This window comes from Sphaerisporangium aureirubrum, assembly GCF_042658925.1.
GTDB classification, from domain to species: Bacteria; Actinomycetota; Actinomycetes; order Streptosporangiales; family Streptosporangiaceae; genus Sphaerisporangium; species Sphaerisporangium aureirubrum.
The window spans coordinates 14,794-36,929 of the sequence record NZ_JBHSRF010000029.1; the positions used below are offsets into that span (position 1 = coordinate 14,794).

At 72.5% G+C, this 22,136-nt stretch carries 20 protein-coding genes; 7 read left to right on the plus strand and 13 right to left on the minus strand.

Annotated features, from left to right (window positions below; genetic code table 11):
- Positions 1-288: 288 nt before the first annotated feature.
- From ACFP1K_RS20130 to ACFP1K_RS20140, 3 genes are read right to left on the minus strand one after another with little or no spacing between them, the layout of a single operon-like run.
- On the minus strand, positions 289-2,496 hold the full coding sequence (locus ACFP1K_RS20130; RefSeq protein ID WP_380755497.1) for a xanthine dehydrogenase family protein molybdopterin-binding subunit: 2,208 nt from the start codon (positions 2,494-2,496) through the stop codon (positions 289-291).
- The gene (locus ACFP1K_RS20135) at positions 2,493-3,467 is read right to left on the minus strand and encodes an FAD binding domain-containing protein (RefSeq protein ID WP_380755499.1); all 975 of its coding nucleotides are present in this window, start codon (positions 3,465-3,467) and stop codon (positions 2,493-2,495) included. The genes ACFP1K_RS20130 and ACFP1K_RS20135 overlap by 4 nt, the downstream gene beginning before the upstream one ends.
- Positions 3,467-4,012: a (2Fe-2S)-binding protein gene (locus ACFP1K_RS20140; protein WP_380755634.1), complete on the minus strand. Its 546-nt coding sequence runs from the start codon at positions 4,010-4,012 to the stop codon at positions 3,467-3,469. Before ACFP1K_RS20140 ends, ACFP1K_RS20135 begins: the two co-directional genes overlap by 1 nt.
- Positions 4,013-4,309: 297 nt before the next feature.
- Between ACFP1K_RS20140 and ACFP1K_RS20145 the strand changes: the two genes are divergently transcribed.
- Both ACFP1K_RS20145 and ACFP1K_RS20150 read left to right on the plus strand, forming a co-directional pair.
- Entirely contained in the window at positions 4,310-5,182 is an 873-nt protein-coding gene (locus tag ACFP1K_RS20145) for an LLM class F420-dependent oxidoreductase (RefSeq protein ID WP_380755501.1), read from the plus strand.
- Between the two features lie 135 nt (positions 5,183-5,317).
- Entirely contained in the window at positions 5,318-5,539 is a 222-nt protein-coding gene (locus tag ACFP1K_RS20150) for a DUF397 domain-containing protein (RefSeq protein ID WP_380755503.1), read from the plus strand.
- A 16-nt stretch (positions 5,540-5,555) separates the two neighbouring features.
- Here ACFP1K_RS20150 and ACFP1K_RS20155 read toward each other — a convergent pair whose 3' ends face one another.
- Both ACFP1K_RS20155 and ACFP1K_RS20160 read right to left on the minus strand, forming a co-directional pair.
- Positions 5,556-5,765, minus strand: coding sequence for a DUF397 domain-containing protein (locus ACFP1K_RS20155; RefSeq protein ID WP_380755505.1), 210 nt, complete (start codon positions 5,763-5,765; stop codon positions 5,556-5,558).
- A gap of 45 nt (positions 5,766-5,810) precedes the next feature.
- Positions 5,811-6,689 (minus strand): helix-turn-helix domain-containing protein, encoded by an 879-nt coding sequence (locus ACFP1K_RS20160; protein ID WP_380755507.1) that lies wholly within the window; start codon positions 6,687-6,689, stop codon positions 5,811-5,813.
- A 381-nt stretch (positions 6,690-7,070) separates the two neighbouring features.
- Between ACFP1K_RS20160 and ACFP1K_RS20165 the strand changes: the two genes are divergently transcribed.
- Both ACFP1K_RS20165 and ACFP1K_RS20170 read left to right on the plus strand, forming a co-directional pair.
- Positions 7,071-7,358, plus strand: a complete 288-nt coding sequence (locus tag ACFP1K_RS20165; protein WP_380755509.1) for a hypothetical protein — start codon at positions 7,071-7,073, stop codon at positions 7,356-7,358.
- Positions 7,359-7,422: 64 nt separating this feature from the next.
- Positions 7,423-7,833 carry a hypothetical protein gene (locus ACFP1K_RS20170; protein ID WP_380755511.1) on the plus strand — a complete coding sequence of 137 codons (411 nt, stop codon included), beginning with the start codon at positions 7,423-7,425 and terminating at the stop codon, positions 7,831-7,833.
- Between the two features lie 7 nt (positions 7,834-7,840).
- Here the strand turns inward: ACFP1K_RS20170 and ACFP1K_RS20175 are convergent, their stop codons facing one another.
- The 3 genes from ACFP1K_RS20175 to ACFP1K_RS20185 form a co-directional block, all read right to left on the minus strand.
- Positions 7,841-8,464 (minus strand): LysE family translocator, encoded by a 624-nt coding sequence (locus ACFP1K_RS20175; protein ID WP_380755513.1) that lies wholly within the window; start codon positions 8,462-8,464, stop codon positions 7,841-7,843.
- 182 nt (positions 8,465-8,646) lie between these two features.
- Complete coding sequence (locus ACFP1K_RS20180) at positions 8,647-10,167, minus strand: MFS transporter (RefSeq protein WP_380755515.1); 1,521 nt, start codon at positions 10,165-10,167, stop codon at positions 8,647-8,649.
- 101 nt (positions 10,168-10,268) lie between these two features.
- The gene (locus tag ACFP1K_RS20185; protein ID WP_380755517.1) at positions 10,269-10,922 is read right to left on the minus strand and encodes a TetR/AcrR family transcriptional regulator; all 654 of its coding nucleotides are present in this window, start codon (positions 10,920-10,922) and stop codon (positions 10,269-10,271) included.
- A gap of 196 nt (positions 10,923-11,118) precedes the next feature.
- Between ACFP1K_RS20185 and hypF the strand changes: the two genes are divergently transcribed.
- Both hypF and ACFP1K_RS20195 read left to right on the plus strand, forming a co-directional pair.
- Entirely contained in the window at positions 11,119-13,407 is a 2,289-nt protein-coding gene (gene hypF / locus ACFP1K_RS20190) for a carbamoyltransferase HypF (protein WP_380755519.1), read from the plus strand.
- 276 nt (positions 13,408-13,683) lie between these two features.
- Positions 13,684-16,512, plus strand: coding sequence for a hypothetical protein (locus ACFP1K_RS20195; RefSeq protein WP_380755521.1), 2,829 nt, complete (start codon positions 13,684-13,686; stop codon positions 16,510-16,512).
- Between the two features lie 55 nt (positions 16,513-16,567).
- On the opposite strand, the gene ACFP1K_RS20200 is transcribed toward ACFP1K_RS20195, so the two are convergent.
- Positions 16,568-17,023 (minus strand): GNAT family N-acetyltransferase, encoded by a 456-nt coding sequence (locus ACFP1K_RS20200; RefSeq protein WP_380755523.1) that lies wholly within the window; start codon positions 17,021-17,023, stop codon positions 16,568-16,570.
- 132 nt (positions 17,024-17,155) lie between these two features.
- Between ACFP1K_RS20200 and ACFP1K_RS20205 the strand changes: the two genes are divergently transcribed.
- A complete protein-coding gene (locus ACFP1K_RS20205; protein WP_380755525.1) occupies positions 17,156-18,433 on the plus strand; it encodes a S1 family peptidase in 1,278 nt (425 codons plus the stop codon).
- 143 nt (positions 18,434-18,576) lie between these two features.
- Here ACFP1K_RS20205 and ACFP1K_RS20210 read toward each other — a convergent pair whose 3' ends face one another.
- From ACFP1K_RS20210 to dgoD, 4 genes are read right to left on the minus strand one after another with little or no spacing between them, the layout of a single operon-like run.
- Positions 18,577-19,509, minus strand: a complete 933-nt coding sequence (locus ACFP1K_RS20210; RefSeq protein WP_380755527.1) for a sugar kinase — start codon at positions 19,507-19,509, stop codon at positions 18,577-18,579.
- Complete coding sequence (locus tag ACFP1K_RS20215; RefSeq protein ID WP_380755531.1) at positions 19,509-20,156, minus strand: bifunctional 4-hydroxy-2-oxoglutarate aldolase/2-dehydro-3-deoxy-phosphogluconate aldolase; 648 nt, start codon at positions 20,154-20,156, stop codon at positions 19,509-19,511. The genes ACFP1K_RS20210 and ACFP1K_RS20215 overlap by 1 nt, the downstream gene beginning before the upstream one ends.
- On the minus strand, positions 20,149-20,985 hold the full coding sequence (locus tag ACFP1K_RS20220) for a hypothetical protein (RefSeq protein WP_380755536.1): 837 nt from the start codon (positions 20,983-20,985) through the stop codon (positions 20,149-20,151). Before ACFP1K_RS20220 ends, ACFP1K_RS20215 begins: the two co-directional genes overlap by 8 nt.
- The gene (gene dgoD / locus ACFP1K_RS20225; protein ID WP_380755540.1) at positions 20,979-22,124 is read right to left on the minus strand and encodes a galactonate dehydratase; all 1,146 of its coding nucleotides are present in this window, start codon (positions 22,122-22,124) and stop codon (positions 20,979-20,981) included. The genes ACFP1K_RS20220 and dgoD overlap by 7 nt, the downstream gene beginning before the upstream one ends.
- Positions 22,125-22,136 lie beyond the last annotated feature (12 nt).

Here is a 22,136-nt window from a genome sequence, read left to right on the forward strand (position 1 = left end):
TCAGGTTCCGGTCTCGGCGGAACCCCCGTCGTCCAGATGGGGCGGCACGCGGCCGTCCGGCCGCGCCGCCGCCGGCGCACAGCGAGGCACAGGGCGACGCCCTCCACACCGGGCCTGAGGCTCCGGGGGGCCGTCCCCTGCTGATCGACATATCTCTACGCTCGTGACATCACCGCCCATGCTGCCAGCGCCGTCCTGAGGCCGTCGAATGATTTACGGCGGCTCCCATCCGGAGGCGCTCCGCCCCGCGTAGCCAACAGCTCGTCCACCGTCACGGGAGCGTCCACGTCAGGCGAGCAGTGCCTCGATGGTCATCGGCAGGGCGCGCAGGCGTTTGCCCGTGGCGTTGAAGATCGCGTTGCCGACGGCCGCCGCCATGCCCACGACGCCGATCTCCCCGATGCCGCGCGCCCCGACGGGGTTGAACGTCAGGTCGGGGTGGTCCAGGAAATGGGCGTCGATCTCGCGGACGTCGGCGTTCACCGGGAGCAGGTACTCGGCGAGGTTGCCGTTGGCCAGGCGGCCGTCCCGCTCGACGTCCAGGCCCTCGTGCAGGGCGGCGGACAGGCCCCAGACCATGCCGCCGATGATCTGGCTGCGCGCGGTCTTGGCGTTGACGATCGTGCCGGCGTCCATGACGGCGAGCATCCGCGTCACCCGGGGCTCCATGGTCCACCGGTTGACCCGGACCTCGCAGAACTGCGCGCCGAACGACGCGAAGGCGTGGTCGCGGGCCTCGGGGCCCTGCGCCGACGAGCCGACGGCCTCGACGCCCGTCAGCCCCAGCGTGCGCAGCAGCGTGGCGAAGCCCAGGCGGCGGCCGCCGGAGAGGAGGTCGCCGTTCTGGTAGCGGACGTCCTCAGCGGGGCGGCCGTGGAACGGCGACCTGGTGTCGGTGATCGCAAGCTCGACCAGCTCGCGCTTGACCAGCTCGGCGGCGGCCATGATGGCCGAGCCGACGCTCGCGGTGCTGGACGACGCCGCGACGAAGCCGCCGGGGGTGAGCGTGGAGTCACCGAGGTTGCCGCGCACCCGGTGGATCGGCAGCCCGAGGGTCTCGGCGCCCATGATGGACAGCACCGTCCACATGCCGGTGCCCGGGTCGCCGGTGCTGCCGGAGACCGTGGCGCTGCCGTCGGCGTGCATCCGCACCATCATCGAGGCCGGGAACCGGTAAGCCGGGTAGATCGCGGTGGCCATGCCCATGCCGACGTACCACTCGCCGTCCAGCCGCGCCCGCGGCGTGGTGAGGCGCCGGTCCCAGCCGAACCGGCGGGCACCCGTGGAGTAGCACTCGTCCAGGTGCTTGCTGGAGTAGGGGACGTCGCGCCCGAGGTAGCGGGTCGCGTAGTTCTTCATGCGCAGCGCGATAGGGTCCACACCGAGCTCGACGGCCAGCTCGTCCATCGCCGTCTCCAGGGCCCAGCCGCCGGTGGCCTCGCCCGGGGCCCGCATGATGGTGGTCGGCGGGACGTTCAGCGAGACGATCTTCTGGCTGATGCCGATGTTGGCCGCCGCGTACCAGCTGCGTGAGCTGTGGTGGGCGGAGGCCTCGCTGCCGGGCAGGATCACGCTGGAGCTGGACCACGCGTCGTGCCGCAGCGCGGTGAGCGTGCCGTCCCGGCGAGCGCCGAGCGTGACCTTCTGCACCGTGGCCGGGCGGGTGGCGGTCATCGCGAAGTTCTGCTCGCGGCTCAGCACGGCCTTGACCGGGCGCCCGAGCGCGCGGGAGGCGACGGCGGCCAGCAGCGTGGGCGGGTAGGTGGCGACCTTGCCGCCGAAGGCGCCGCCCACGAAGGGGTTGATGGCGCGGACCTTCCCCACCTCGACGCCGAGCGCGCCCGCCAGGTCGGCGGCCTGCAGGCTCGCTCCCTGGTTGCCGCTGTAGACGGTGAGGGCGCCGTCCTTCCAGTCGGCCACCGCCGAGTGGGGCTCCATCGCGGAGTGGCCCTGCGGCACGGTGGTGTAGGTGGCGGTGACCACGCGCTCGGCGGCTGCCAGCGCCTCCTCGATGGTGGCCACGCCGTCCTCGAGGAAGGTGAGCACGGCCGGTTCGCCGTCCACCCGCGGCGGCGTGGCGGCGCCCGGGATGCCGTCCTCCAGGGAGGTCACCGGCGGTCTCTCCCGGTACTGCGCGCGGACCGTCATCGCGGCGTCCCGCGCCTGCTCGAAGGTCTCGGCCACCACGAACCCGATCGGCTGCCCGCGGTAGTGCACCTCGCGGTCCTGGAGCGGCGCCCAGGTGGTGCGGAACGGCCCGTACGGCACGATGATCTTCAGTGGCTCGAACGGGGTGTAGACGGCCAGCACGCCCGGCGAACGGCGCGCCTCGGCGACGTCCATGGATTCGAGGGTGGCGTTGGCGCGGGTGCTGGTCACCATGTACCCGTAGGCCAGGCGCCCGGGGTTGACGTCCGCGGCGTACGTCGCGGACCCGGTGACCTTCAGGCGCCCGTCGATGCGGTTCAGCGAGGCGCCGAGCGGCGACGTGCTCATGTCCCTGCCTCCAGGCGCAGCAGCGCGCGGACGAGCGTGCGCTTCAGCAGGACCGTCTTGAAGGCGTTGTGCGGCAACGGCCGGGCGCCGCGCACCGCCTGGTCGGCGGCGGTCTCGAAGGTCTGCCTGCGGGGCGGCCTGCCGCGCAGCGCGGCCTCCACGGCGGGCAGCCGCCACGGCACGGTGCCCACCCCGCCCACCGCGACCCGGGCGTCGGCGATCCGGCCGCCCCGCACGTCCAGCGCCACGGCGGCCGAGCAGAGCGCGAACTCGTAGGACTGCCGGTCCCGGATCTTCAGGTACGCCGACCGGCGGGCCCACGGCAGCGCGGGCACCAGCACGTCGGTGACCAGTTCCCCCGGCCGCAGGACGTTCTCCACCTGCGGGGTCGCGCCGGGCTGCCGGTAGAAGTCGGCGAGCCGCACCGTGCGCGTGCCCGTGGCGTCGCGCAGCCGGACCGCGGCGTCCAGGGCGACCAGCGCGACCGCGACGTCGCTGGCGTGGGTCGCCACGCAGGAGTCGCTGGTGCCGAGGATGGCGTGCATGCGGTTCGCGCCGTCGACGGCGGGGCAGCCGCTGCCCGGCTCGCGCCTGTTGCACGGGGAGGTGACGTCGCGGAAGTAGCCGCAGCGGGTGCGTTGCAGCAGGTTGCCACCGATGCTGGCCATGTTGCGTATCTGCTGGGACGCGCTGAGCAGCAGCGCCTCGGCGATGACGGGATAGCGCTCGGCCACCGCGCGGTCCGCCGCGATGTCGCTCATCCGCTCCAGCGCCCCGAGGCGCAGGCCGTCCCGTCCTGCCTCGATGCCCCGCAGCGGCAGCGCGTTGATGTCCAGCACGCGCGACGGGGTGAGGACCTCCAGCTTCATCAGGTCGACCAGCGTGGTGCCGCCGGCCAGGAACGCCGTCTGCCCGTCGCCGCCGACGGCCGCCTCGACCGACGCGGGCGCGGCGAACGTGAACGCGCGCATCAGCCGCCCCCACCCTTGGCCTGCTTCACCGCCGCTGTGATGTTGGAGTACGCCCCGCAGCGGCAGATGTTGCCGGACATGAACTCCCGGATCTCGTCGTCGCTCCTGACGCCGCGGTCGCGCGCGCACGCGATCGCCGACATGATCTGGCCCGACGTGCAGAAGCCGCACTGGAACGCGTCCTGGTCGATGAACGCCTGCTGCACCGGGTGCAGCACGCCGTCCCTGGCGACGCCCTCGACGGTGGTGACCTCGTGCGCCACCGCGGCGGCCAGCGTGAGACACGCCAGCACGGGGCGCCCGCCCACGTGCACCGTGCACGCCCCGCACTGCCCCCGGTCGCACCCCTTCTTGGGGCCGGTGACCGCGAGCCGTTCGCGCAGCGCGTCCAGCAGCGTCACCCGGGGGTCCAGGCGCAGCGCCGACTTGTCGCCGTTGACCTCCAGCACGACGTCCACGAGCGCGTCGTCCCGCGCCGCCTGGGCCTCGCCCGCGGTGGTGAGGCCGAGCGAGGTGGCCGTGACCCCGGCGGCCACCGTTCCCATGAATCCTCGGCGGGACACCCCGGACGTCCCGCTCTCGAAGCTTTCCTGCGGATCAGATCGTGGCACGCCGTCTCCTCCGCGTATCACGCCGGCAGTGGAATCACCCTCGCCGCCTCGACCCCGAAAATTTACGGGCCGTCAGCGAAAGTATCAAAGCACCGATGTCTTCCCCCGCCAACCGCCGCCCGCGTCCGCCTCCCGCGCGGCACGCGCACACGGGACCGCTCCGCATGGTTGAGCAGCGCCGGACACGGAATGATGATCAGCGAGTCCACGTGAAAGTTCCGAGGAGCAAAGATGCAGATCGGTGTCGTCTTTCCCCAGACCGAGATCGGCGGCGACGACGCGGGTGCCCTGCGCGCCTACGCCCAGGGCGTCGAAGGCCTCGGCTACCGGCACATCATGGCCTACGACCACGTCATCGGCGCCGACCCGGACGTCCACAAGGGCTGGAGCGGCCCCTACGACGTGCGCTCGACGTTCCACGAGCCCTTCGTCATGTTCGGCTTCCTGGCCGCGCTGACCTCTCTGGAACTGGTCACCAGCATCATCATCCTGCCCCAGCGCCAGGCGGTCCTGGTGGCCAAGCAGGCGGCCGAGGTGGACATCCTCACCGGCGGCCGCTTCCGGCTCGGCGTCGGCCTCGGCTGGAACCACGTCGAGTACGAGGCCCTCGGCGAGGACTTCACCACCCGCGGCAAGCGCATCGAGGAACAGGTGGACCTGCTCCGCCGCCTGTGGACCGAACCGGTCGTCACCTTCGACGGCACCTACCACCACGTCACCGCCGCCGGCCTGGCCCCCCTCCCCGTCCAGCGCCCCATCCCCATATGGTTCGGCGCCCACTCCCCCGCCGCCTACCGCCGCACCGGCCGCCTCGCCGACGGCTGGTTCCCCCAGATGCCCCCCGGCCCCGAGTTGGAAGAAGCCAAGTCGATCATCCACCGATCGGCCACCGAGGCCGGCCGCGACCCCGCCACGCTGGGCATGGAAGGCCGCCTCGCCTGGACCGGCGACCCCGAAGCCCTACGCACCCTGTCCCACCAGTGGCAATCCGCCGGCGCCACCCACATAGCCCTCAACATGATGAAAGCCGGCCTCCACACCGTCGACGACCACCTCGGCGCTCTGGAAACCGCCGCCGAGGCTCTCGACATCCGCAAAGCCTGACGCCGCCTATCGCGTTGACAAGATTGTGATCATTGTTCGATCAATCCCGCAGTCGGGCGGCCCGTGGTCGGGCATGATGGTCCTCGCCGCTCCGGTGTCTCTGTCCGGGCGTAGTCCGCGAGATATGGAGACACGGTGTCCGAGTTCGGTATTGGCATCGAGGTGGGAGCGGCTCTTTCCTGGATGAAGAGCAGTTTCAGTTCCAGCAACGGGGAATGCCTCGAGTGCGCCACGGTCTCGGACGGCGCCATTCTCGTGCGTGACTCCAAGCGTCAGACGGGCCCCGTCATCACGTGCACGCCCACCGCGTGGCGTGCCTTCGTCGCAGGTGTTCGCGACGGCCGGTTCGGCGCCTGAAAGTTTCTCTCGTCCCTTACTGCCAGACCCCGTCCTGAACGGCGCGGACCAGGGCCGTCCAGTCGCCGGACGCGCACATCAGAAAGGGGCCGGCGGGGACCTTCGAGTCTCGAATGCACACGTGCCCACGCCCGATGAACCGCACCTCGACGCACTCGCCGTTTAAGAGGCTATAGCTGCTTTTACGCCATACGGTCGGAGGAGCAATCGGGACACCCATGCACATCTCCTCTTTAGCGGCAGTCTACCTATTCCCGGCCGCTCACGGCTTTTAACACTCTATGGCGTCCGCCAGGTCCGCGATCAGCTCCCGTGACTCGTCCTCGCCCAGCGCCGCCTCGGCCAGAAGGTCGAATATCCGGGCGTACCGGTGCGTGATCTCCTCGCGTTCCTCCAGTACCTGCGCGCTGTAGGCCTCGGTGTAGACGACGTCCTCATAGAGGGCGCCGAGGCCGTCCACGGCCGGAAATCTCATGTGGAGGAAACTGCTCCAGTCGGCGGGGTGCGGGCCCTTCAGGCGCAGCACGCGGATCGTGATGGTCGGCGACTCGGTCAGTTTGAGCAGGTGATGCAGCTGGTCGCGCATCACGCCCTCGTCCCCGTACCTGCGCAGGAGAACGGCCTCGTCGATCACCGTGTCGTAGACCAGCGGATCCTCGGCCGTGAGCAGCTGCTGGCGTCCGAGCCGCAGGCGGGTACGCCGCTCGACCTCGCCGGGGGAGATCGCCTCCAACGGCATCAGGATGCTGGCCCCGGCGCGGGCGTAGTCGCTGGTCTGCAGCAGGCCGGGCACCACCGTCGACTGCCAGCTGCGGACCTCGGCGGCGCCGGCCTCCAGCCCGATGAAGGTCAGCAGCGTCTCGGAGAGGATGTCGGCGTAGTCCTCCCACCAACCCTTGTGCTGAGCGATCTCCGTCAGGGTCAGCAGGCGCTCGGCCGTCTCACCGTCCACGGCGTAGCGGCGCAGCAGGGATTCGACGTCGCCGCGCTGCGGAAGAATCTGGCCGGTCTCCAGGCGGGAGATCTTCGAGGTCGACCATTTGAGTTGCTTGGCCACCTGGACGCCGTTCAGCCGGGCGTCTTCCCTGAAGCGGCGCAATTCGGCGGCCAGCCTTCGTCGGCAGACGGTGGGACTGGGTTCCCGGGCCACCGGCCGCCTCCTCTCACATTCATCTGTGATACCCGGCACGGGTGATTCGCAATCCTTGCCGGGAAGCCCGAAAACTATCCCGGCGGGAGTCCCGGAAAAGTTCCCAGCGGGAATTGCAGCGGGCATCCCTGTCACTCATTCTGAGGCTAGCCCCACCAGCCGAAGCGGGGCAGGAAAGCAGCCAAGATGAGACATCCGGCGGTGACACGGTCACAGGGGCGTCGTGAGATCGCCGGCGCCCACCCGCCTTAGCTGCGCTGAATCCTTCTACGCCTGAGCGGCGCGCCTCGCGCGAAAAGCGAGCGGGCCGGCGGCTGTCACCCGCCGGCCCGGCCCTGAGCTTCAGCCGTTGTCCATCCGATCCAGAGGGACGAGTGCCGTATGACCGAGAGTAACAACGTGCGCGGGCATTTCAAGACCCTGCTCCTCGATGCCGACCTGGCGATCTGGGCGAGGCAGGATCGCACCGCGCGCGCCATGGGGTGGCGGATCAGCAGGACGCGGTTCGGTGGACGCGTCTACCGGGACCCACGCTTCGACGGGCTGCGGGTCACCCGCGCGCAGGAGGAGCGGGAGGAGCCGGTGGAGGGCCTCCGGGACGAGTTCGACCGGGGAGGTGGTCTCCCGCCGGTGCGGGGGTTTCATCGGCGGCGCCGGGCATCCGCGTAGTCACCCGCCGATTCCCCGTGCGACGGGGCCGCTCGCGCTGCTGGGGGTGGGCTTGCGGTGGCGGGTGGAAGTCGCACTGCTTTGCGTCGCGCTGGCGGTCGGGTACTGGACGACCATCGCGCAGGCGCAGGGGACGGTGGTGGCCGCGATCGGTGGGGTGGGGCTGGCCTGTGTGGGGACGCCCGCTCTGCGGCGGTGGATCGTCGGCCGGGGACGGGCATTGGTGGTGCGGCATCGGTTTCAGGGGGTCTGTCTGGACACCGCGATGCGGACGAGGAAGGGGCGGCTGCCGCTTGTGCTCGCGACCACGGTCTCGGATGAGGGGGTGGTGCTGGTCGTGTGGTTGCGGCGGGGGCTCTCGCCGGAGCTGGTCGGCGACTATCTTCCGGAGATCGCCACGGCCTGTTTCGCGCGGCGGGCCACCATCTCCCCGCATCACTTCGGGGCGCAGGTGATCATGCTGGTGCTGCGGTGATGCCTGCTCAGACGCGCTCGGTGGCCAGGCGGGCTCCGAAGGCGAGCAGGGCCAGGCCGGTGGCGGCGTCGAGGGCTTGGCGGACCGGGCGGCGGGTCAGGAGCGGGCGGATGCGGTGCAGGAGGGTGGTGAGGAGGAGTAGGTAGGTCAGGGACAGGAGGGCGTGGGTGACGGCGAAGAGGAGGAGTACGGGCAGGCCGGCGCCGTGCGGGAGGAACTGGGGGAGGACGGCCAGGTAGAACATCAGGACCTTCGGGTTGGTGATGTTGGACAGGAAGCCCTGGCGCCAGCCGCCCAGTGCGGCGCCGTCGCCGCCGTCGCCGGACAGCGGCGCGTAGCGGCCGCGTACCGCCGAGCGGACGGTCCGTGCGCCGAGGTAGAGCAGGTACAGCACGCCCGCCCACTTGACCACCTGCAGCACCGGCTGCGCGCCCGCGATCAGCGCGCCGAGCCCGGCGGCGCCCGCGGCGCCCTGGACCATGTTGGAGCTGGTCACACCGATCGCCGACCAGCTGCCCCGGCGCCGGCCGCCGGACAACGTGTTCCCGACGACCACCGCGAAGTCGGCGCCGGGCAGCAGCACCACGATCACCGCGAAGGTGACGAACACTCCATAGGCCGACCAATCCATCCGTCGACCCTAACCCGGCCCCGGCCCGGAGTTTCCGTTCTCACACGATCGCAGCCGTCGCGGGGCGTCACGTGTCCGCCCGGCGAGAATCTTCGAACCGCTGTGAAGCATTCAGATAGGTTCGGACGCGCGAAGGCCCGCGCCTCCGGGTGGAGGCGCGGGCCCGGGCGTTCAGGGGCGGGTCAGTGGGCGAGCACCGGGATCGCCGGTGCTTCCTCTTCGCCGTCTTGGCCGGACGCGACGGCGGGGGCGCCGCCCTGGTGGCCGGCGTCGATGAGTGTGATCACGATGATCGTGGACAGCACCAGGATGCCGACCGCCCACCAGATCGCGGTGGCGTAGCCGTGCACCGCCGTCTGGTTGGCGAAGGCGACCTTGCCGAGGGTGGGTGCCTCGGCGGCGTGCGAGGTGGCCCAGGCGGTGGCCGCGCTGGCGGCGATGGTGTTGAGCAGCGCGGTGCCGATGGCGCCACCCACCTGCTGCGAGGTGTTGACCATGGCGGACGCCACACCCGCGTCGCGCGGCTCGACGCCGAACGTGGCCAGGCTCATCGCCGGCATGAACGCGGTGCCCATGCCGAGGCCGAGCAGGACCTGCGCGGGCAGCACCAGCCCGACGTACGAGCTGTCGGTCGCCATCTGGGTCAGGATGAGCATGCCGAGCGCGGCGAGCAGGAAGCCCGGCGCCATCAGCAGCCGCGGCGAGACGCGGGTCATCAGCCGGGCGCCGATCTGCGTCGAGCCGATGATCATGCCGGCGACCATCGGCATGAAGGCGAAGCCGGCCTGCACCGGCGTGTATCCCTTGACGACCTGAAGGTAGTAGGTCAGGAACAGGAACAGGCCGAACATCGCGATGATGGCCAGCCCCAGCGCCAGGTACACGCCGCCGCGGCTGCGGTCCATCACCACGCGCAGCGGCAGCAGCGGCGACCGCACCTTGCTCTCGACCAGCACGAACGCGACCAGGAGCACGGCCGCCGCGACGAACAGGCCGATGGTCGCGCCCGCGGTCCAGCCGTCGGACTCGGCGCGGGTGAACGCGTAGACCAGCGAGACCAGGCCGAGGGTGGCCAGCACGACGCCGGGGATGTCGAGGCCGCGGGCGTTGCGGCCCCCGGCGGGTTCGCGGACGACGAGGTAGGCGCCGACGACGGCGACGGCGGCGAACGGGATGTTCACGTAGAACGTCCAGCGCCAGTCGAGGTACTCGGTGAGGAAGCCGCCGAGGATCAGGCCGACGGCGCTGCCGCCGCCCGCGATGGCGCCGTAGACGCCGAACGCCTTGGCCCGTTCGCGGGCCTCGGTGAACGTCACGGCGAGCAGTGACAGGGCGGCCGGCGCCAGCAGCGCGCCGAACGCGCCCTGGAGCGCGCGGGCGCCGAGGAGCATCGCCTCGTTGACCGCGACGCCGCCGATGGCGGACGCCACGGCGAAGCCGATCAGGCCGGCGGTGAAGGCGCGCTTGCGGCCCCAGATGTCCGCGATGCGGCCGCCGAACAGCAGGAGCCCGCCGAACGCCAGCGCGTAGGCGGTGATCACCCACTGGCGGTTGGCGTCGGAGATGCCGAGGTCCGCCTGCGCGGACGGCAGGGCGATGTTCACGATCGTCGCGTCGAGCACGACCATCAGCTGAGCTATGGCGATGAATGCGAGGGCTTTCCAGCGCCGGGGGTCCGGAAGGACCTGGGCTGTTTCAGGCATGCGTCTACTCACTAACGGTGCGGAGAGGAAAATCAGCAGGCCGGAGGGACCTGATGACGAAGTGTTCGGGGACGGAACTCAGGCGTCGGCGGGGTGATGGGTCAGTGGGGGCGCTGGAGATCCGCGAAGGTCGCGCCGGCTCCTGGCAGGACCGAGCGCGCCGGGGCGCGGAGGCCGTCGAGGAACAGCTCCAGATGACGGTCGAAGAACCTTTCGAGGTGCAGGCATCCCATGCCCGGTAATGGCCGGGTGAGCTGGGTGATCGCGATCATGATGTCTCCGGAGGAGACGTCCGGACGCAACAGGCCCTCGCCGCGCCCCCGGTCCATGATCGCTTCCACGGCCCGTGCGAGCCGGTCGCGTTTCTCTTCGAGCTCCGCCGCGATCGTCTCCCAGCCGTCGGACGACATCGGGCAGAGGGCCCCGATGCGCTCGGCGGCGGCGCCGTGCACGAAGTACCGCAGCGCCTCGAACGCGTCCGGCCGCTCGTCGAGCGCCGACTCGGCCAGTTCCACTATTCGGTTGATGACCTCCAGGGTCACCTGACGGTTGAGTTCGGAGCGGTCGGCGAAGTGCCGGTAGATGGTGGCGTTGCCCACACCCGCCCGCCGCGCGATCTGGTCGAGAGTCACCTCGGCGCCGTACTCCACGAACGCCTCGCGCGCGGCGGCCACGATGCGTTCCCGGTTGCGGGACGCGTCCGCCCGCAGCCGGGGACCACGGCTCCGCTCGGCGAGCATGTTCACGGTGCCCACGGTGGTGCTCCCTTCTCTCGTCTGTCGCGGTAAACGGGGAGAGAATCCCCGTTTCCGTGACACACGTGCTAACCGGGAGAACCTGCCTGGATATTTCGCGAAGCTTTGTGAACTGCGTCACAAACTACACGGCGCTCGTGGATCTTCTCCGGGCGGGTCGCTTCCCGGCGCGTGAGGCCCGGCGCACACTGGGCGGGTGAGACGCGTCGAGGTGCGGGTGGAGGGGGTCGTCCAGGGGGTCGGGTTCCGGCCGTTCGTGTACGGGCTGGCCACCGGCCTCGGGCTGGCCGGGGTGGTGGGCAACGACGCGGACGGGGTGTTCGCCGAGGTCGAGGGGCCCCGGGGGCTGGTGGCGGAGTTCCTGGCGGCGCTCAGGCGGGACGCGCCGCCGCTGGCGCGGATCGAGCGGGTCCGCGTGGTGGAGGGGGAGCCGCGGGGGGACCGCGGCTTCGCGATCGTGCGCAGCGACGGGTCGGGGGCACGGCGGGCGCTGGTCTCGCCGGACACCGCGACCTGCGGCGACTGCCTGCGCGAACTGGCCGATCCCGGGAATCGGCGATTCGGGTACGCCTTCATCAACTGCACCAACTGCGGCCCGAGGTTCACGATCGTGCGGGGCGTGCCGTACGACCGCGCGCTCACCACGATGGCCGGGTTCGCCATGTGCGAGGCCTGCGCGAGTGAGTACCACGACCCGGCGGACCGGCGTTTCCACGCCCAGCCCACCTGCTGCCCCGACTGCGGCCCGCGGCCGCGGCTGGCGTCCGGGCGGGGAGAGGATCTGCCGGGCGACCCGATCGCGGGGTGCGCCGCGCTGCTGATGGACGGCCGCGTGGTGGCGGTGAAAGGGCTCGGCGGCTACCACCTGGCCGTCCTGGCGTCGGACGAGACGGCGGCGGCGGACCTGCGGCGGCGCAAGCACCGGGAGGACAAGCCGTTCGCCGTGATGGTGGCCGGCCTGGACCAGGCACGGTCGCTGTGCGAGGTCGGCGACCTGGCCGCCACGCTGCTGACCGGGGCGGGACGGCCGATCGTCCTGCTCCCGCGCGCCGGGGACGGCCCCGTGGCGGCGCCGGTGGCGCCGGGGAACCGGCACCTCGGGCTGATGCTGCCCTACACCCCGCTCCACCACCTGCTGCTCGCGGCGACGGGCGCGCCCATCGTGCTGACCAGCGGGAACGTGTCGGACGAGCCGATCGCCTACGAGGACGCCGACGCCTTCGCCAGGCTGGCGGGGATCGCCGACGCGTTCCTCACCCACGACAGGCCCATCCACATCCGCACCGACGACTCGGTGGTGCGGCCCTTCGGCGGCGGCGGGTCGGTGCTGCGGCGCTCCCGCGGCCACGTGCCCGCGCCCGTCACGCTGGCCTGGGCGGTGCCGCGCCCCGTGCTGGCCTGCGGCGCGGAGCTGAAGAACACCTTCTGCCTGGCCAAGGACACGCGTGCCTTCGTCTCGCACCACATCGGCGACCTGGAGAACTACGAGACCCTGCGGTCGTTCACCCACGGCATCGAGCACTTCTCCAGGCTGTTCGGCATCGTGCCCGAGGTGGTCGCGCACGACCTGCACCCCGAGTACCTCTCCACCAAGCACGCCGTGGAGCTCGACGGCGTCGACCTGGTCGGCGTGCAGCACCACCACGCGCACATCGCGTCCTGCCTGGCCGACAACGGCGAGCCGGGGCCGGTCATCGGGGTGGCCTTCGACGGCCTCGGCTACGGCACGGACGGCACCATCTGGGGCGGCGAGTTCCTGCTCGCCGGCCTGGCCTCCTTTGAACGGGCCGGCCATCTCGTCCCGGTGCCGATGCCCGGCGGCACCGCCGCGATCAGGCAGCCGTGGCGGATGGCCGCCGCCTACCTCGACGCCGCGTACGACGGGCGGCCCCCCGAGGGGCTGGACGTGGCGCGGCGCAACGAGGAGCGCTGGAAGGACGTGCTCTCCCTGGCGCGCGGCGGCGTCGGCTCGCCGCTCACCTCCAGCGCCGGGCGCCTGTTCGACGCGGTGTCCGCCCTGATCGGCCCGCGCGACACCATCACCTACGAGGGCCAGGCCGCGATCGAGCTGGAACAGCGCGCCGACCCGGCCGAGCGGGGCGCCTACGCCGCGTCCGTGACCGCCGGGGGGATCCGCGGCGCCGACCTGGTGCGGGCCGCGGCGGACGACCTGCTGGCGGGGGTCGCCCCCGAGGTGATCGCCGCCCGGTTCCACAACGGCGTGGCCGCCGTCATCGTGCGCCGCTGCGCGGAGCTCAGGGACGCCTGCGGCCTCTCCACGGCCGCCCTGTCCGGCGGGGTGTTCCAGAATCTGCTGCTGCTCGGCCGCACGGTCGACGGCCTGCGCACGGCCGGCTTCCGGGTGCTGACGCACCGGCGGGTCCCCCCGAACGACGGCGGGATCAGCCTCGGCCAGGCCGTGGTCGCCGGGGCGCGGGACGTCACGTCGCGCCGTCCCAGCCGGGCGACGCGTCGCGCGACCTGAACCGCCGCGGCACCTCGCGCGACCTGAACCGCCGCGGCACCTCGCGCGACCCTAACCGCCGCGGCACGTCGCGCGACCTTGACCGCCGCGGCACGTCGAGGGTGTCGCGGCGGGATCGCCGTCCCAACAACGGGCGGGGGCGGCCTGGAACAGGCCGGTAACAAGATCGCCCGCTGGAGTTCACAAGCCGGGCATACGGTGCGAATCGCTCGACAGTCGTCACAAGCCCCACGACGGCCGACGGGTGACACAGCCCCCTGTGAGTAAGGCCCCCTCTTGTTCGAACTCCCCCGCCGCGCGAGACACCTCGCCGCGGTACTCGCGCTCGCCTGCCTCCCCGCCACCCTCATCCCCGCGACCGCCTCCGCCGAGCCCCCCGCCGACGAGGTGGCCTCCGGCCCCGGCTGGCACGTCACCCGTGTCGCGGGTGGTTTCCGGGTCACCCTCGACCTCGCCGGGGAACTCCCCGTCACCGCGAGCGCCCCGACGCTCTCGGCCGACGGCAGGATCCTCGGCCCGGCGACCGAATCCGAGGACGGCAAGTCCCTCTCCCTGGTCACCACCGACCCCTCCGTGGCGGACGCCACGTCGGTGACCACCGACGCCGTACCGGACACGTCCGTCGCGCCGTCGGCCGCCCGCGGCCGGGGGCACTCCATGCCCGACGTCGCCCCCGAGGTGCTGCGGACCGATCCCTCCACCCCCGGCCCCTACCGCGTCTCGGAAGCCGTCTACGACTTCGGCGACCAGGCGATCCCGCTGCTCAACATCGGCGGCATCCGCGGCGAGATGACCGGCAAGATCTACCTGCCGGACGGCCGGGGCGAGAAGCCCGTCGTGATCTTCCTGCACGGCCGGCACTCCTCCTGCTACGGCTCGGGCCCCGCCAACCCGGCCCGGTGGCCCTGCCGCGCCACCTCGGACAGCACCGCGCAGCGCTTCACCATCCCGAGCTACCTCGGCTACGACGCCCCCGCCCGCGCCCTGGCGAGCAACGGATACGCCGTCGTCTCCATCTCGGCCAACGCCGTCAACGCCAACGACAACCAGCTCGCCGCCGACTACGGCGCCCAGGCCCGGGGACAGCTGATCCTCGACACCCTGGACATGCTGAAGAAGGCAGACGCGGGCCAGCGTGTCGTCTACCACGACGCGTTCACCGGCAGGGACGTCGCCCTCGACCAGGCACTCACCGGCGCCGTGGCGCCGCGCGACCTGGTCAGGCGGCTCGACCTCGGGAACGTCGGCATCATGGGGCACTCCCGGGGCGGTGAGGGCGTGACGGCCGCGTCGACCCTCAACGACGCCCTCCCCGTGTGGAAGCAGTACGGAATCAAGGCGGTGCTGCCGCTCGCGCCGGTCGACTACGACCGGATCTCGGTGCCGAACGCGGCGCTGGCCACGATCCTGCCGTACTGCGACGGCGACGTGGAGAACCTGATGGGCCAGCACATCGTGGACGACTCGCGGCACAACTTCGCCGACGACGTGCTGCGCTCGGCGGTCCTGGTGATGGGGACCAACCACAACTTCTTCAACACCATCTGGACGCCCGGCGGCTGGCCCGCGAGCACCGGCGACGACTGGTCGACCTCGGGCCCCGGCGCCGGCGACCCGGTCTGCGACCCCGCGGCGGCCACCACGACCCGGCTCACCCCGGCCCAGCAGGTGCAGGTCGGCGCCACCTACATGGCGGGCTTCTTCCGGGTGGTGCTCGGCGGCGAGAAGCAGTTCCTGCCGCTGTTCGACGGCTCGGCCACCGCCGCGCCGGCGACGACGTTCGCCCGGATCACCTCGGCCGCGACCCTGCCGGCCCGGTCCCGCACGGACATCGCCACCTTCGAACGGCCCGACCCCGCCGTCCGCGTCTCCGGCGACGCCACCGCCGAGGTGTGCGCCAGCATGGGCGGCACCGGCGGCGTGGCGCTCCCGCAGACGGCGCCGTTCTGCGCCACCACGCTCGACCAGGCGGCCCTGCCGCACTGGTCGCCGGCGCTGTGGGCGTTCAACATCCCGTCCTCGCCGATGCTCCACATGAAGTGGACCTCGGCGACCGGCCAGGTACGCGTGGCCGTCCCGCCCGCCGCCCGCAACGTGCGCCGCTACCAGCAGCTGTCGGTGAAGATCGCCGCCGACGAGTCCGTGGCCACCGCCACCGACCTCGTCGTCAGCGTCACCGACGGCAGGCGCACCTGGTCCTCCCCGGTGTCCAAGCTCAACCCCGTCGCCGTCACCCGCCTGCCCGGCGTCACCTCGCCGTGGCTGCGCAAGGTGATCCTTCAGCAGGTCACGATCCCCGTCTCGTCCCTCACCGGCCTCAACACCGGCGACCTGCGCGAGGTGCGGTTCACCGGCGCGGCCGAGCCCGGCGGCGTCTACATCTCCGACCTCTCGGCCGAGAACCGCGCCGTAGGCGCACGTTCCCCCGCGCAGCAGACGACCGTGAACATGGTCCCCGCGCGGGCCGAGGAAGGCGCCGCCCCCGGCACCACCACGGTCGCCGCCGTGCTCTCCGAGCGCACCCACCAACCGGTCACCGCCTACGTCAGCGTCTTCGGCTCCGCCACCGGCCGGGCCGCCGCCACGATGCGGAAGGTGACCTTCTTCCCCGGCCAGACCTGCGTCCCCGTCCAGGTCCCCACCTTCGGCGACGCCCTCCCGAGCTCCACCCCGTCCACCTCCTTCAAGGTCTCGGTCACCAACACCTCCGGCGCCGTCATGGGTGACAAGGGCTTCAACACCCTCACCGTCCGCGAGGACGACGGCGTCACCAACGGCACCCCCGCCCCCGAGGTCGGCGTCCCCGGCGACGTCTGCGCCGAGTACGCCGCCTCCCAGAACCCCGGCCGCCTCCTCGTCCAGGGCTCCGTCGTCTCCGGCGCCCCCACCACGCTCCGCGCCCTCGGCTACCGCCCGGGTGAGAGCGTGGAGTTCCGCCTGGACGCCACCTCCCTGGGCCGCGTCCTGGCCGACCGCCACGGCACGGTCTCCCTCACCGCCACGATCCCCCCGGGCACCCCGAGCGGCTTCGTGACGCTGACCGCCACCGGCGCCGGCTCGGCCTACGGCACCACCGCGAAGGTGAAGGTGAGAGCCGCCCACTGACGCCCGCTCGAAGACACGTCGCGGCCGGACCCGGTGGTCCGGCCGCGACGCCGTTCTACAGCACCCGCGTCATGTACACGCTGTTGGGATCGAGCCGGTAGTCCCCGAACGGCTCGCAGTACTCGAACCCGTACTTCTCGTACAGCCTCCTGGCGGGTAGGAAAGGCTCGGCCGAGCCCGTCTCCAGGCTCAGCCGCCGGAATCCCATGCGTCCCGCCTCGGCGAGCATGTGCTCCAGCAGCAGGGACGCTACGCCGCCGCGCTTGCGCCTCGACGTGGTCCGCATCGACTTCACCTCGGCGTGTTCCGCGTCCAGCCTCTTGAGCGCGCCGCAGCCCACCAGGGCGTCGCCGTCCATGACGGACCAGAACGTGACCCCGGGCTCGCGCAGCCCGTCCAGGTCGAGCGCGTGCACGCTCTCCGGTGGAGTCAGGGACCGCATCTCCTCCAGATGTTCGCCGAGGAACTCGGCGATCCGCGCCCCGGACAGGTCGTCCACCACGATCCTCACGCCGCTCCCACCCTTTCCCCTCCCGGCGCACAAGCGTGGAAGGCACCTACCGTCCGGGTAATTTAACGCGGAACGCCCCGCGTGCGGCCTGCTGTAATCGCCTTTCGTTCAAACCGACACGGGGGCAACACCATGCAGAGGAAAGTCCGTTTACGCCTTACGGTCCTGAGCGCCGCGTGCGCGCTCGTTCCGTTCCTGAGCATCGGAGCGGCGACGGCGGGGGCCGCCGGCGACCCGGATCTCACACGGCAGGCCGGCAGCGTTCCGGGGGACAAGACACCGGCCGGGGACGGCACGGGACCGCGCGGGCCGGTGCCCGCCGGGTTCACCGGCTGGGACGCGCTGTTCTCCGAGCAGACCCGGCTGAACGGGGTCGCCGACCGCGTCCTCGCCGTCGCCGAGAACGCCGAGGGGTACGGAGGGGTCGTGGTCGACCCCGAGTACCACGAGGTGCGCCTGTACTGGCGGGGGCCGGTGCCGCGCGCCGTGCAGGACGCCGTCGACGAGGGACGGCAGGCGGCGCCGGTGTCGGTGCTGCCGGCCGCCTTCAGCCAGTCCCAGCTGCTCCAGGAGGCGGAGCGGTGGGCCGAGTCCGGTCAGGTGACCGGTGCGGCCCCGCGGCCGGACGGCAGCGGGGTGCGGCTCTCGGTCGCCGGGGAGAACACCGGCCCGGACGAGTTGCAGCGGCCGAGCGGGGCCACCGCGCCGGTCACGCTGGGTCGGGGGGAGCTGTACGAGCCCTCCTACAGCAGGCAGGACGACGTCCCGAGCTACTACGCGGGCGGCCGGACCTGGAACAAGCAGACCGGCTCCGGCTGCACGGCGGGCTTCGCGGTCTGGGACAAGTACGACAACCGCGGGTTCCTCACCGCCGCGCACTGCGGCAACGTCTGGAACGAGTTCTACGACGGCGGGGGCTTCGGCAGCGCGTCCAACTACATGGGGCCGATGACGTGGCGCATCTCCAACCGGGACGCCGCCATCGTCGAGGCGGACGCGACCGCCGACGTCTTCGACGGCGGCAGCGCCTCCTCCACCAGCAACCGGGTGGTGGCCCTGTGGAAGGCGCACGTCGGTAACTTCGTGTGCAACTCGGGATCCTCGCTCGGGGAGAACTGCCTCATCAAGGTGACCGAGACCGGCTGGAGCGGCACCTACAGCAACGGCCAGTACGTCAAGCACATGGTCCGCGCCAAGAGCGTGGTCGGCGAGTGCGCCGTGGCGAAGGGAGACAGCGGAGGCCCGATCTTCTCCTACACCAACTGGTTCAACGATGTGGCCGCCCAAGGCATCACCTCGGCACAGAGCAACCCGGTCTACTGCGGCGGCCTCAACGGCGGCCGAGTGATCATCTTCTCCCGCGCCTGGGACGTCGTACTCGCCTTCGGCGCGTACGTGATGGTCCACTGAGATGAACCCGGCCTGGTGCCCCCGCCGGGGGCACCAGGCCTTCCGGGGTTCCAGGGACCGGCCGGCGCGGGTAGGCGCAGACGACGTACGTGGGCGCCTGTCCTCGGGCGTGTCGCGAGCGTCACGAGTGCCGCCGTGGCGGGTCAGCGCAGGGTGGTGCCGGGTGGGGTGTCGAGGAGGGGGAGTTCACGGCGGGTGGGGAGGCCTTCCCAGTCGCCGGGGGAGGCGACGGCGAAGGCCGCTGTGGTGGTGGCGCGGGCTAGGCGGGACGGGAGGTCGAGGTCGTCGAGCAGGGCCGACAGGTAGCCGGCGACGAAGGCGTCACCAGCGCCGACGGTGTCGGCGACGCGTACCGGGCGGGCCGGGAGGTGTGCCGTGGTGGCGGGGGTGTACGCGGTCGCGCCGGCGGCGCCGCGTTTGACCACGACCTCGGTCACGCCGGCCGCCAGCAGGGACGCCACGCGCTCCTGTTCGGTGGCGGCCTCGGGGGGGCCGATGAGGTCTAGTTCGTCCTCCGAGGCGACCACCACGGCGAGGTAGGGAACCAGGGGGCGGAGGGTGGCGGCGGCGCGGGCGCGGTCCCAGAGGCGGGAGCGGTGGTTGACGTCGAGGCAGACGCGGACGCCGGAACGGACGGCCGTGCGGACGGCCTCGGCGGGGCCGGGGCCGAGGGCGGGGGTGATGCCGGTGACGTGCAGCAGGCGAGGCGGCGGGTCGAGGGCCGGTAGCACGTCCGCGGCGGTGAGGAAGGAGGCCGCGGAGCCCGCGCGGTGGTAGATCACCCTGGTCAGCTCGCCGGCCCGCTGTTCGAGCAGCATGAGGCCGGTCGGGCCGCCGGTGCCCACCCTGGCGTGCGTCACGTCGACGCCTTCGGCCCGCAGGGTGCGCAGGACGAGCTCGCCGGTCTCGTCGTCGCCGACCAGCCCGGTCCACCCGGCCCGGTGACCGAGCCTGGCCAGCCCGATCGCGACGTTGGACTCGGCCCCCGCGACCGACAGCCGCGCCGTCCCGCCGAGGCGGACCGGCCCGTCCGCCCGCACCGCCGCCATCGCTTCCCCGAAGGTCGCCACGTCCATCACGACGCGCCCCCCAGCGCGGCCTCGAAGGCGCGGACGCGTCCGGTGAGGGCCGCGAGGCTGCCGCCGTCGGCGGCGTCGCCCACCAGCGGGGATCCGGCGCCGACCGCCACGGCCCCGGCACGCAGGTAGGCCGCCGCCTCGGCGGGGCCGACGCCGCCGACCGGGACGAACGCGACGCCGGGGAACGGGTCGCGCAGCGCGCGCAGGTACGCCTCGCCGCCGAGGAAGGCGGGGAACAGCTTGACGGCGGCGGCTCCGGCGCCGAGCGCGGCCACCACCTCGGTGGGGGTGAACGCGCCCGCGAGGACGGGCAGCCCGAGGCGCCCGCCCTCCGCCACCGCCTCGGTGACGGCGGGGGTGACGAGGTAGGAGGCGCCCGCGTCGGCGGACGCCCGCGCGTCGGCGGCCGTGAGGACCGTCCCGGCGCCGAGCCCAGCCGCGTCGCCGAGAGCCGCGCGGGCGTCCCGGATGACCTTCAGCGCGCCCGTCGTGACGAGCGACACCTCCACCAGCTCGACGCCCGCCTCGACCAGGGCGACCACCGTGCGCAGCGCCGCCCCGGCGTCCTTGCCGCGCACGATCGCCAGCAGGCGCCGCGCGGCCAGCCTCTCCCGCAGCCGTGCCGCCGGATCCAGTTCAGCCATCGCTCATCCGTTCCGCGGCCAGGACCAGCCGCCACGTCAACTCACCGGAAGGGGGCACGACCGCCGCGTCCCCCGGACCCGCCTCGGCCAGGTCGAAGACCGCGCCGAGCATGGGCTCGACGCCGATGCTGCGGTACGGCGCCCCGGCGGGAAACCCGCCGAGGTTACGCCACAGCGCGGTGGACACCGGCACCTCCGGCGGCGCCTCCACGCGCAGCGCGAGGACGTCGGGCCCGTCCACCACCCGCACGGCGGCGCACCGCAGCACGGCCCCCGCCGTCGTCCCGTCGTCCGGCCCGAGCCGGTCGAGCGGGACACCGAAGGGGGCGGGCCAGGGGCCCTCCAGGTAGGGGGCACCGGAGGGCCAGGGACGGCCGAGCATCCCCGCGGCCTCGGGGTACACCCGGGCGGGGGTCGCCGCGGGCGCGAGGAGCCGGGCGTCCTCGCCGACGTCGAGCAGCGCGTGGGCGGCCCAGACGAACGCGTACCCGGGGTCGGCCGACAGGCGGTACTCGGCCACCACCGCGCCCGTCTCCTCGGTGACGCGGCGCAGCAGCTCGAAGCCGTCGCCGCGCACGAGCCCGGCGCCGGCCGAGTCCTCCCAGGGACGGCTCCACACGTCGCCGTGGTCGGGCAGGCCACGGACCGTGGGCAGGCACTCTTCCAGCCCGCCGGCGTCCACGAAATCCGAACCGGGAATCACGCTCCCCCGGGCGGGGTCGGGGCGCGTCCACAGCCACTCGCGGCCTCCGCCGTGCAGGGACGTCCATCTGCCGCCGTGGTCCAGGTCGAGACGGGGACGCAGCGGGACGCGGACCATCGTCACCATTCGGCGAAGCCTCCGTCGTCGTGCCGCCAGACCGGGTTGCGCCAGGCGTGCCCCGACTTGTCCGCGCGCCGCACGGCGTCCTCGTCGATCTCCACGCCGAGCCCCGGCCCGGTGGGACGGGAGGCGTGGCCGCCGGTGAAGCGGAACACCTCGGGGTCGAGCACGTAGCCGAGCAGGTCGTCGCCCTGGTGGTAGTGGATGCCGATCGAGTGTTCCTGGATGAGGAAGTTCGGGGTGGCGAAGGCGACCTGCAGGCTGGCGGCGAGCGCGAGGGGGCCGAGCGGGCAGTGCGGGGCGAGGTACGCGTCCCACACCTCGGCGAGCGCGGCGATCCTGCGGGTCTCGGAGATCCCGCCCGCGTGCGACAGGTCGGGCTGCACCACCGCCACACCCGCCTCCAGCACCGGCCGGAAGTCCCAGCGCGAGTACAGCCGCTCGCCGGTGGCGATGGGGACACTGCTCGCGGTCACCACGTCCCGCAGGACGTGCGGCCGGTCCGGCAGCACGGGCTCCTCGGCGAACAACGGGTGGTACTCGGCGATGAGCGGCAGGATCCGCCGCGCGCCGGCCGCCGTGAAGCGGCCGTGGAAGTCGACGGCGACGTCCCGGCCGGGGCCGAGCAGGTCCCTGGCCAGCGCCACCCGGCCGACCACCTCCCGGACGTCGGCGGCCGTCCCGAGCGGGGCCGCGCGCCCGCCGGCGTTCATCTTGACGGCGGTGAACCCGGCCTCCAGCCGGGCGGCGATGCCGTCGGCGAGCTGGGCCGGCTCGTCGCCGCCCACCCAGGCGTACATGCGGACCCGGGAGCGCACCGGGCCGCCGAGCAGCATGTGCACGGGGGCGTCGTACGCCTTGCCCGCGATGTCCCACAGCGCCTGGTCCAGCCCGGCCAGGGCGCTGGAGAGCACCGGGCCGCCGCGGTAGAACCCGCCCTTGGCCATGACCTGCCAATGATCCTCGACGCGCAGCGGGTCCTGCCCGACGAGGTACTCGGCGAGCGTGTGGACGGCCGCGCGGACCGTCTCCGCGCGCCCCTCCACGACCGGCTCGCCCCAGCCGATGATCCCCTCGTCGGTCGCCACCCGGCAGAACAGCCACCGGGGAGGCACGAGGAACGTCTCGACGCCGGTGATCTTCACTGTGCCCTCCGC

Bases quoted from the DNA above. Each gene is read 5' to 3' on its own strand.
- ACFP1K_RS20130 (WP_380755497.1), bottom strand. From the start codon at position 2,496: ATGAGCACGTCGCCGCTCGGCGCCTCGCTGAACCGCATCGACGGGCGC.
- ACFP1K_RS20135 (WP_380755499.1), bottom strand. From the start codon at position 3,467: ATGCGCGCGTTCACGTTCGCCGCGCCCGCGTCGGTCGAGGCGGCCGTC.
- ACFP1K_RS20140 (WP_380755634.1), bottom strand. From the start codon at position 4,012: ATGGGAACGGTGGCCGCCGGGGTCACGGCCACCTCGCTCGGCCTCACC.
- ACFP1K_RS20145 (WP_380755501.1), top strand. From the start codon at position 4,310: ATGCAGATCGGTGTCGTCTTTCCCCAGACCGAGATCGGCGGCGACGAC.
- ACFP1K_RS20155 (WP_380755505.1), bottom strand. From the start codon at position 5,765: ATGTGCATGGGTGTCCCGATTGCTCCTCCGACCGTATGGCGTAAAAGC.
- ACFP1K_RS20165 (WP_380755509.1), top strand. From the start codon at position 7,071: ATGACCGAGAGTAACAACGTGCGCGGGCATTTCAAGACCCTGCTCCTC.
- ACFP1K_RS20175 (WP_380755513.1), bottom strand. From the start codon at position 8,464: ATGGATTGGTCGGCCTATGGAGTGTTCGTCACCTTCGCGGTGATCGTG.
- ACFP1K_RS20180 (WP_380755515.1), bottom strand. From the start codon at position 10,167: ATGCCTGAAACAGCCCAGGTCCTTCCGGACCCCCGGCGCTGGAAAGCC.
- ACFP1K_RS20205 (WP_380755525.1), top strand. From the start codon at position 17,156: ATGCAGAGGAAAGTCCGTTTACGCCTTACGGTCCTGAGCGCCGCGTGC.
- ACFP1K_RS20210 (WP_380755527.1), bottom strand. From the start codon at position 19,509: ATGGACGTGGCGACCTTCGGGGAAGCGATGGCGGCGGTGCGGGCGGAC.
- ACFP1K_RS20215 (WP_380755531.1), bottom strand. From the start codon at position 20,156: ATGGCTGAACTGGATCCGGCGGCACGGCTGCGGGAGAGGCTGGCCGCG.
- ACFP1K_RS20220 (WP_380755536.1), bottom strand. From the start codon at position 20,985: ATGGTGACGATGGTCCGCGTCCCGCTGCGTCCCCGTCTCGACCTGGAC.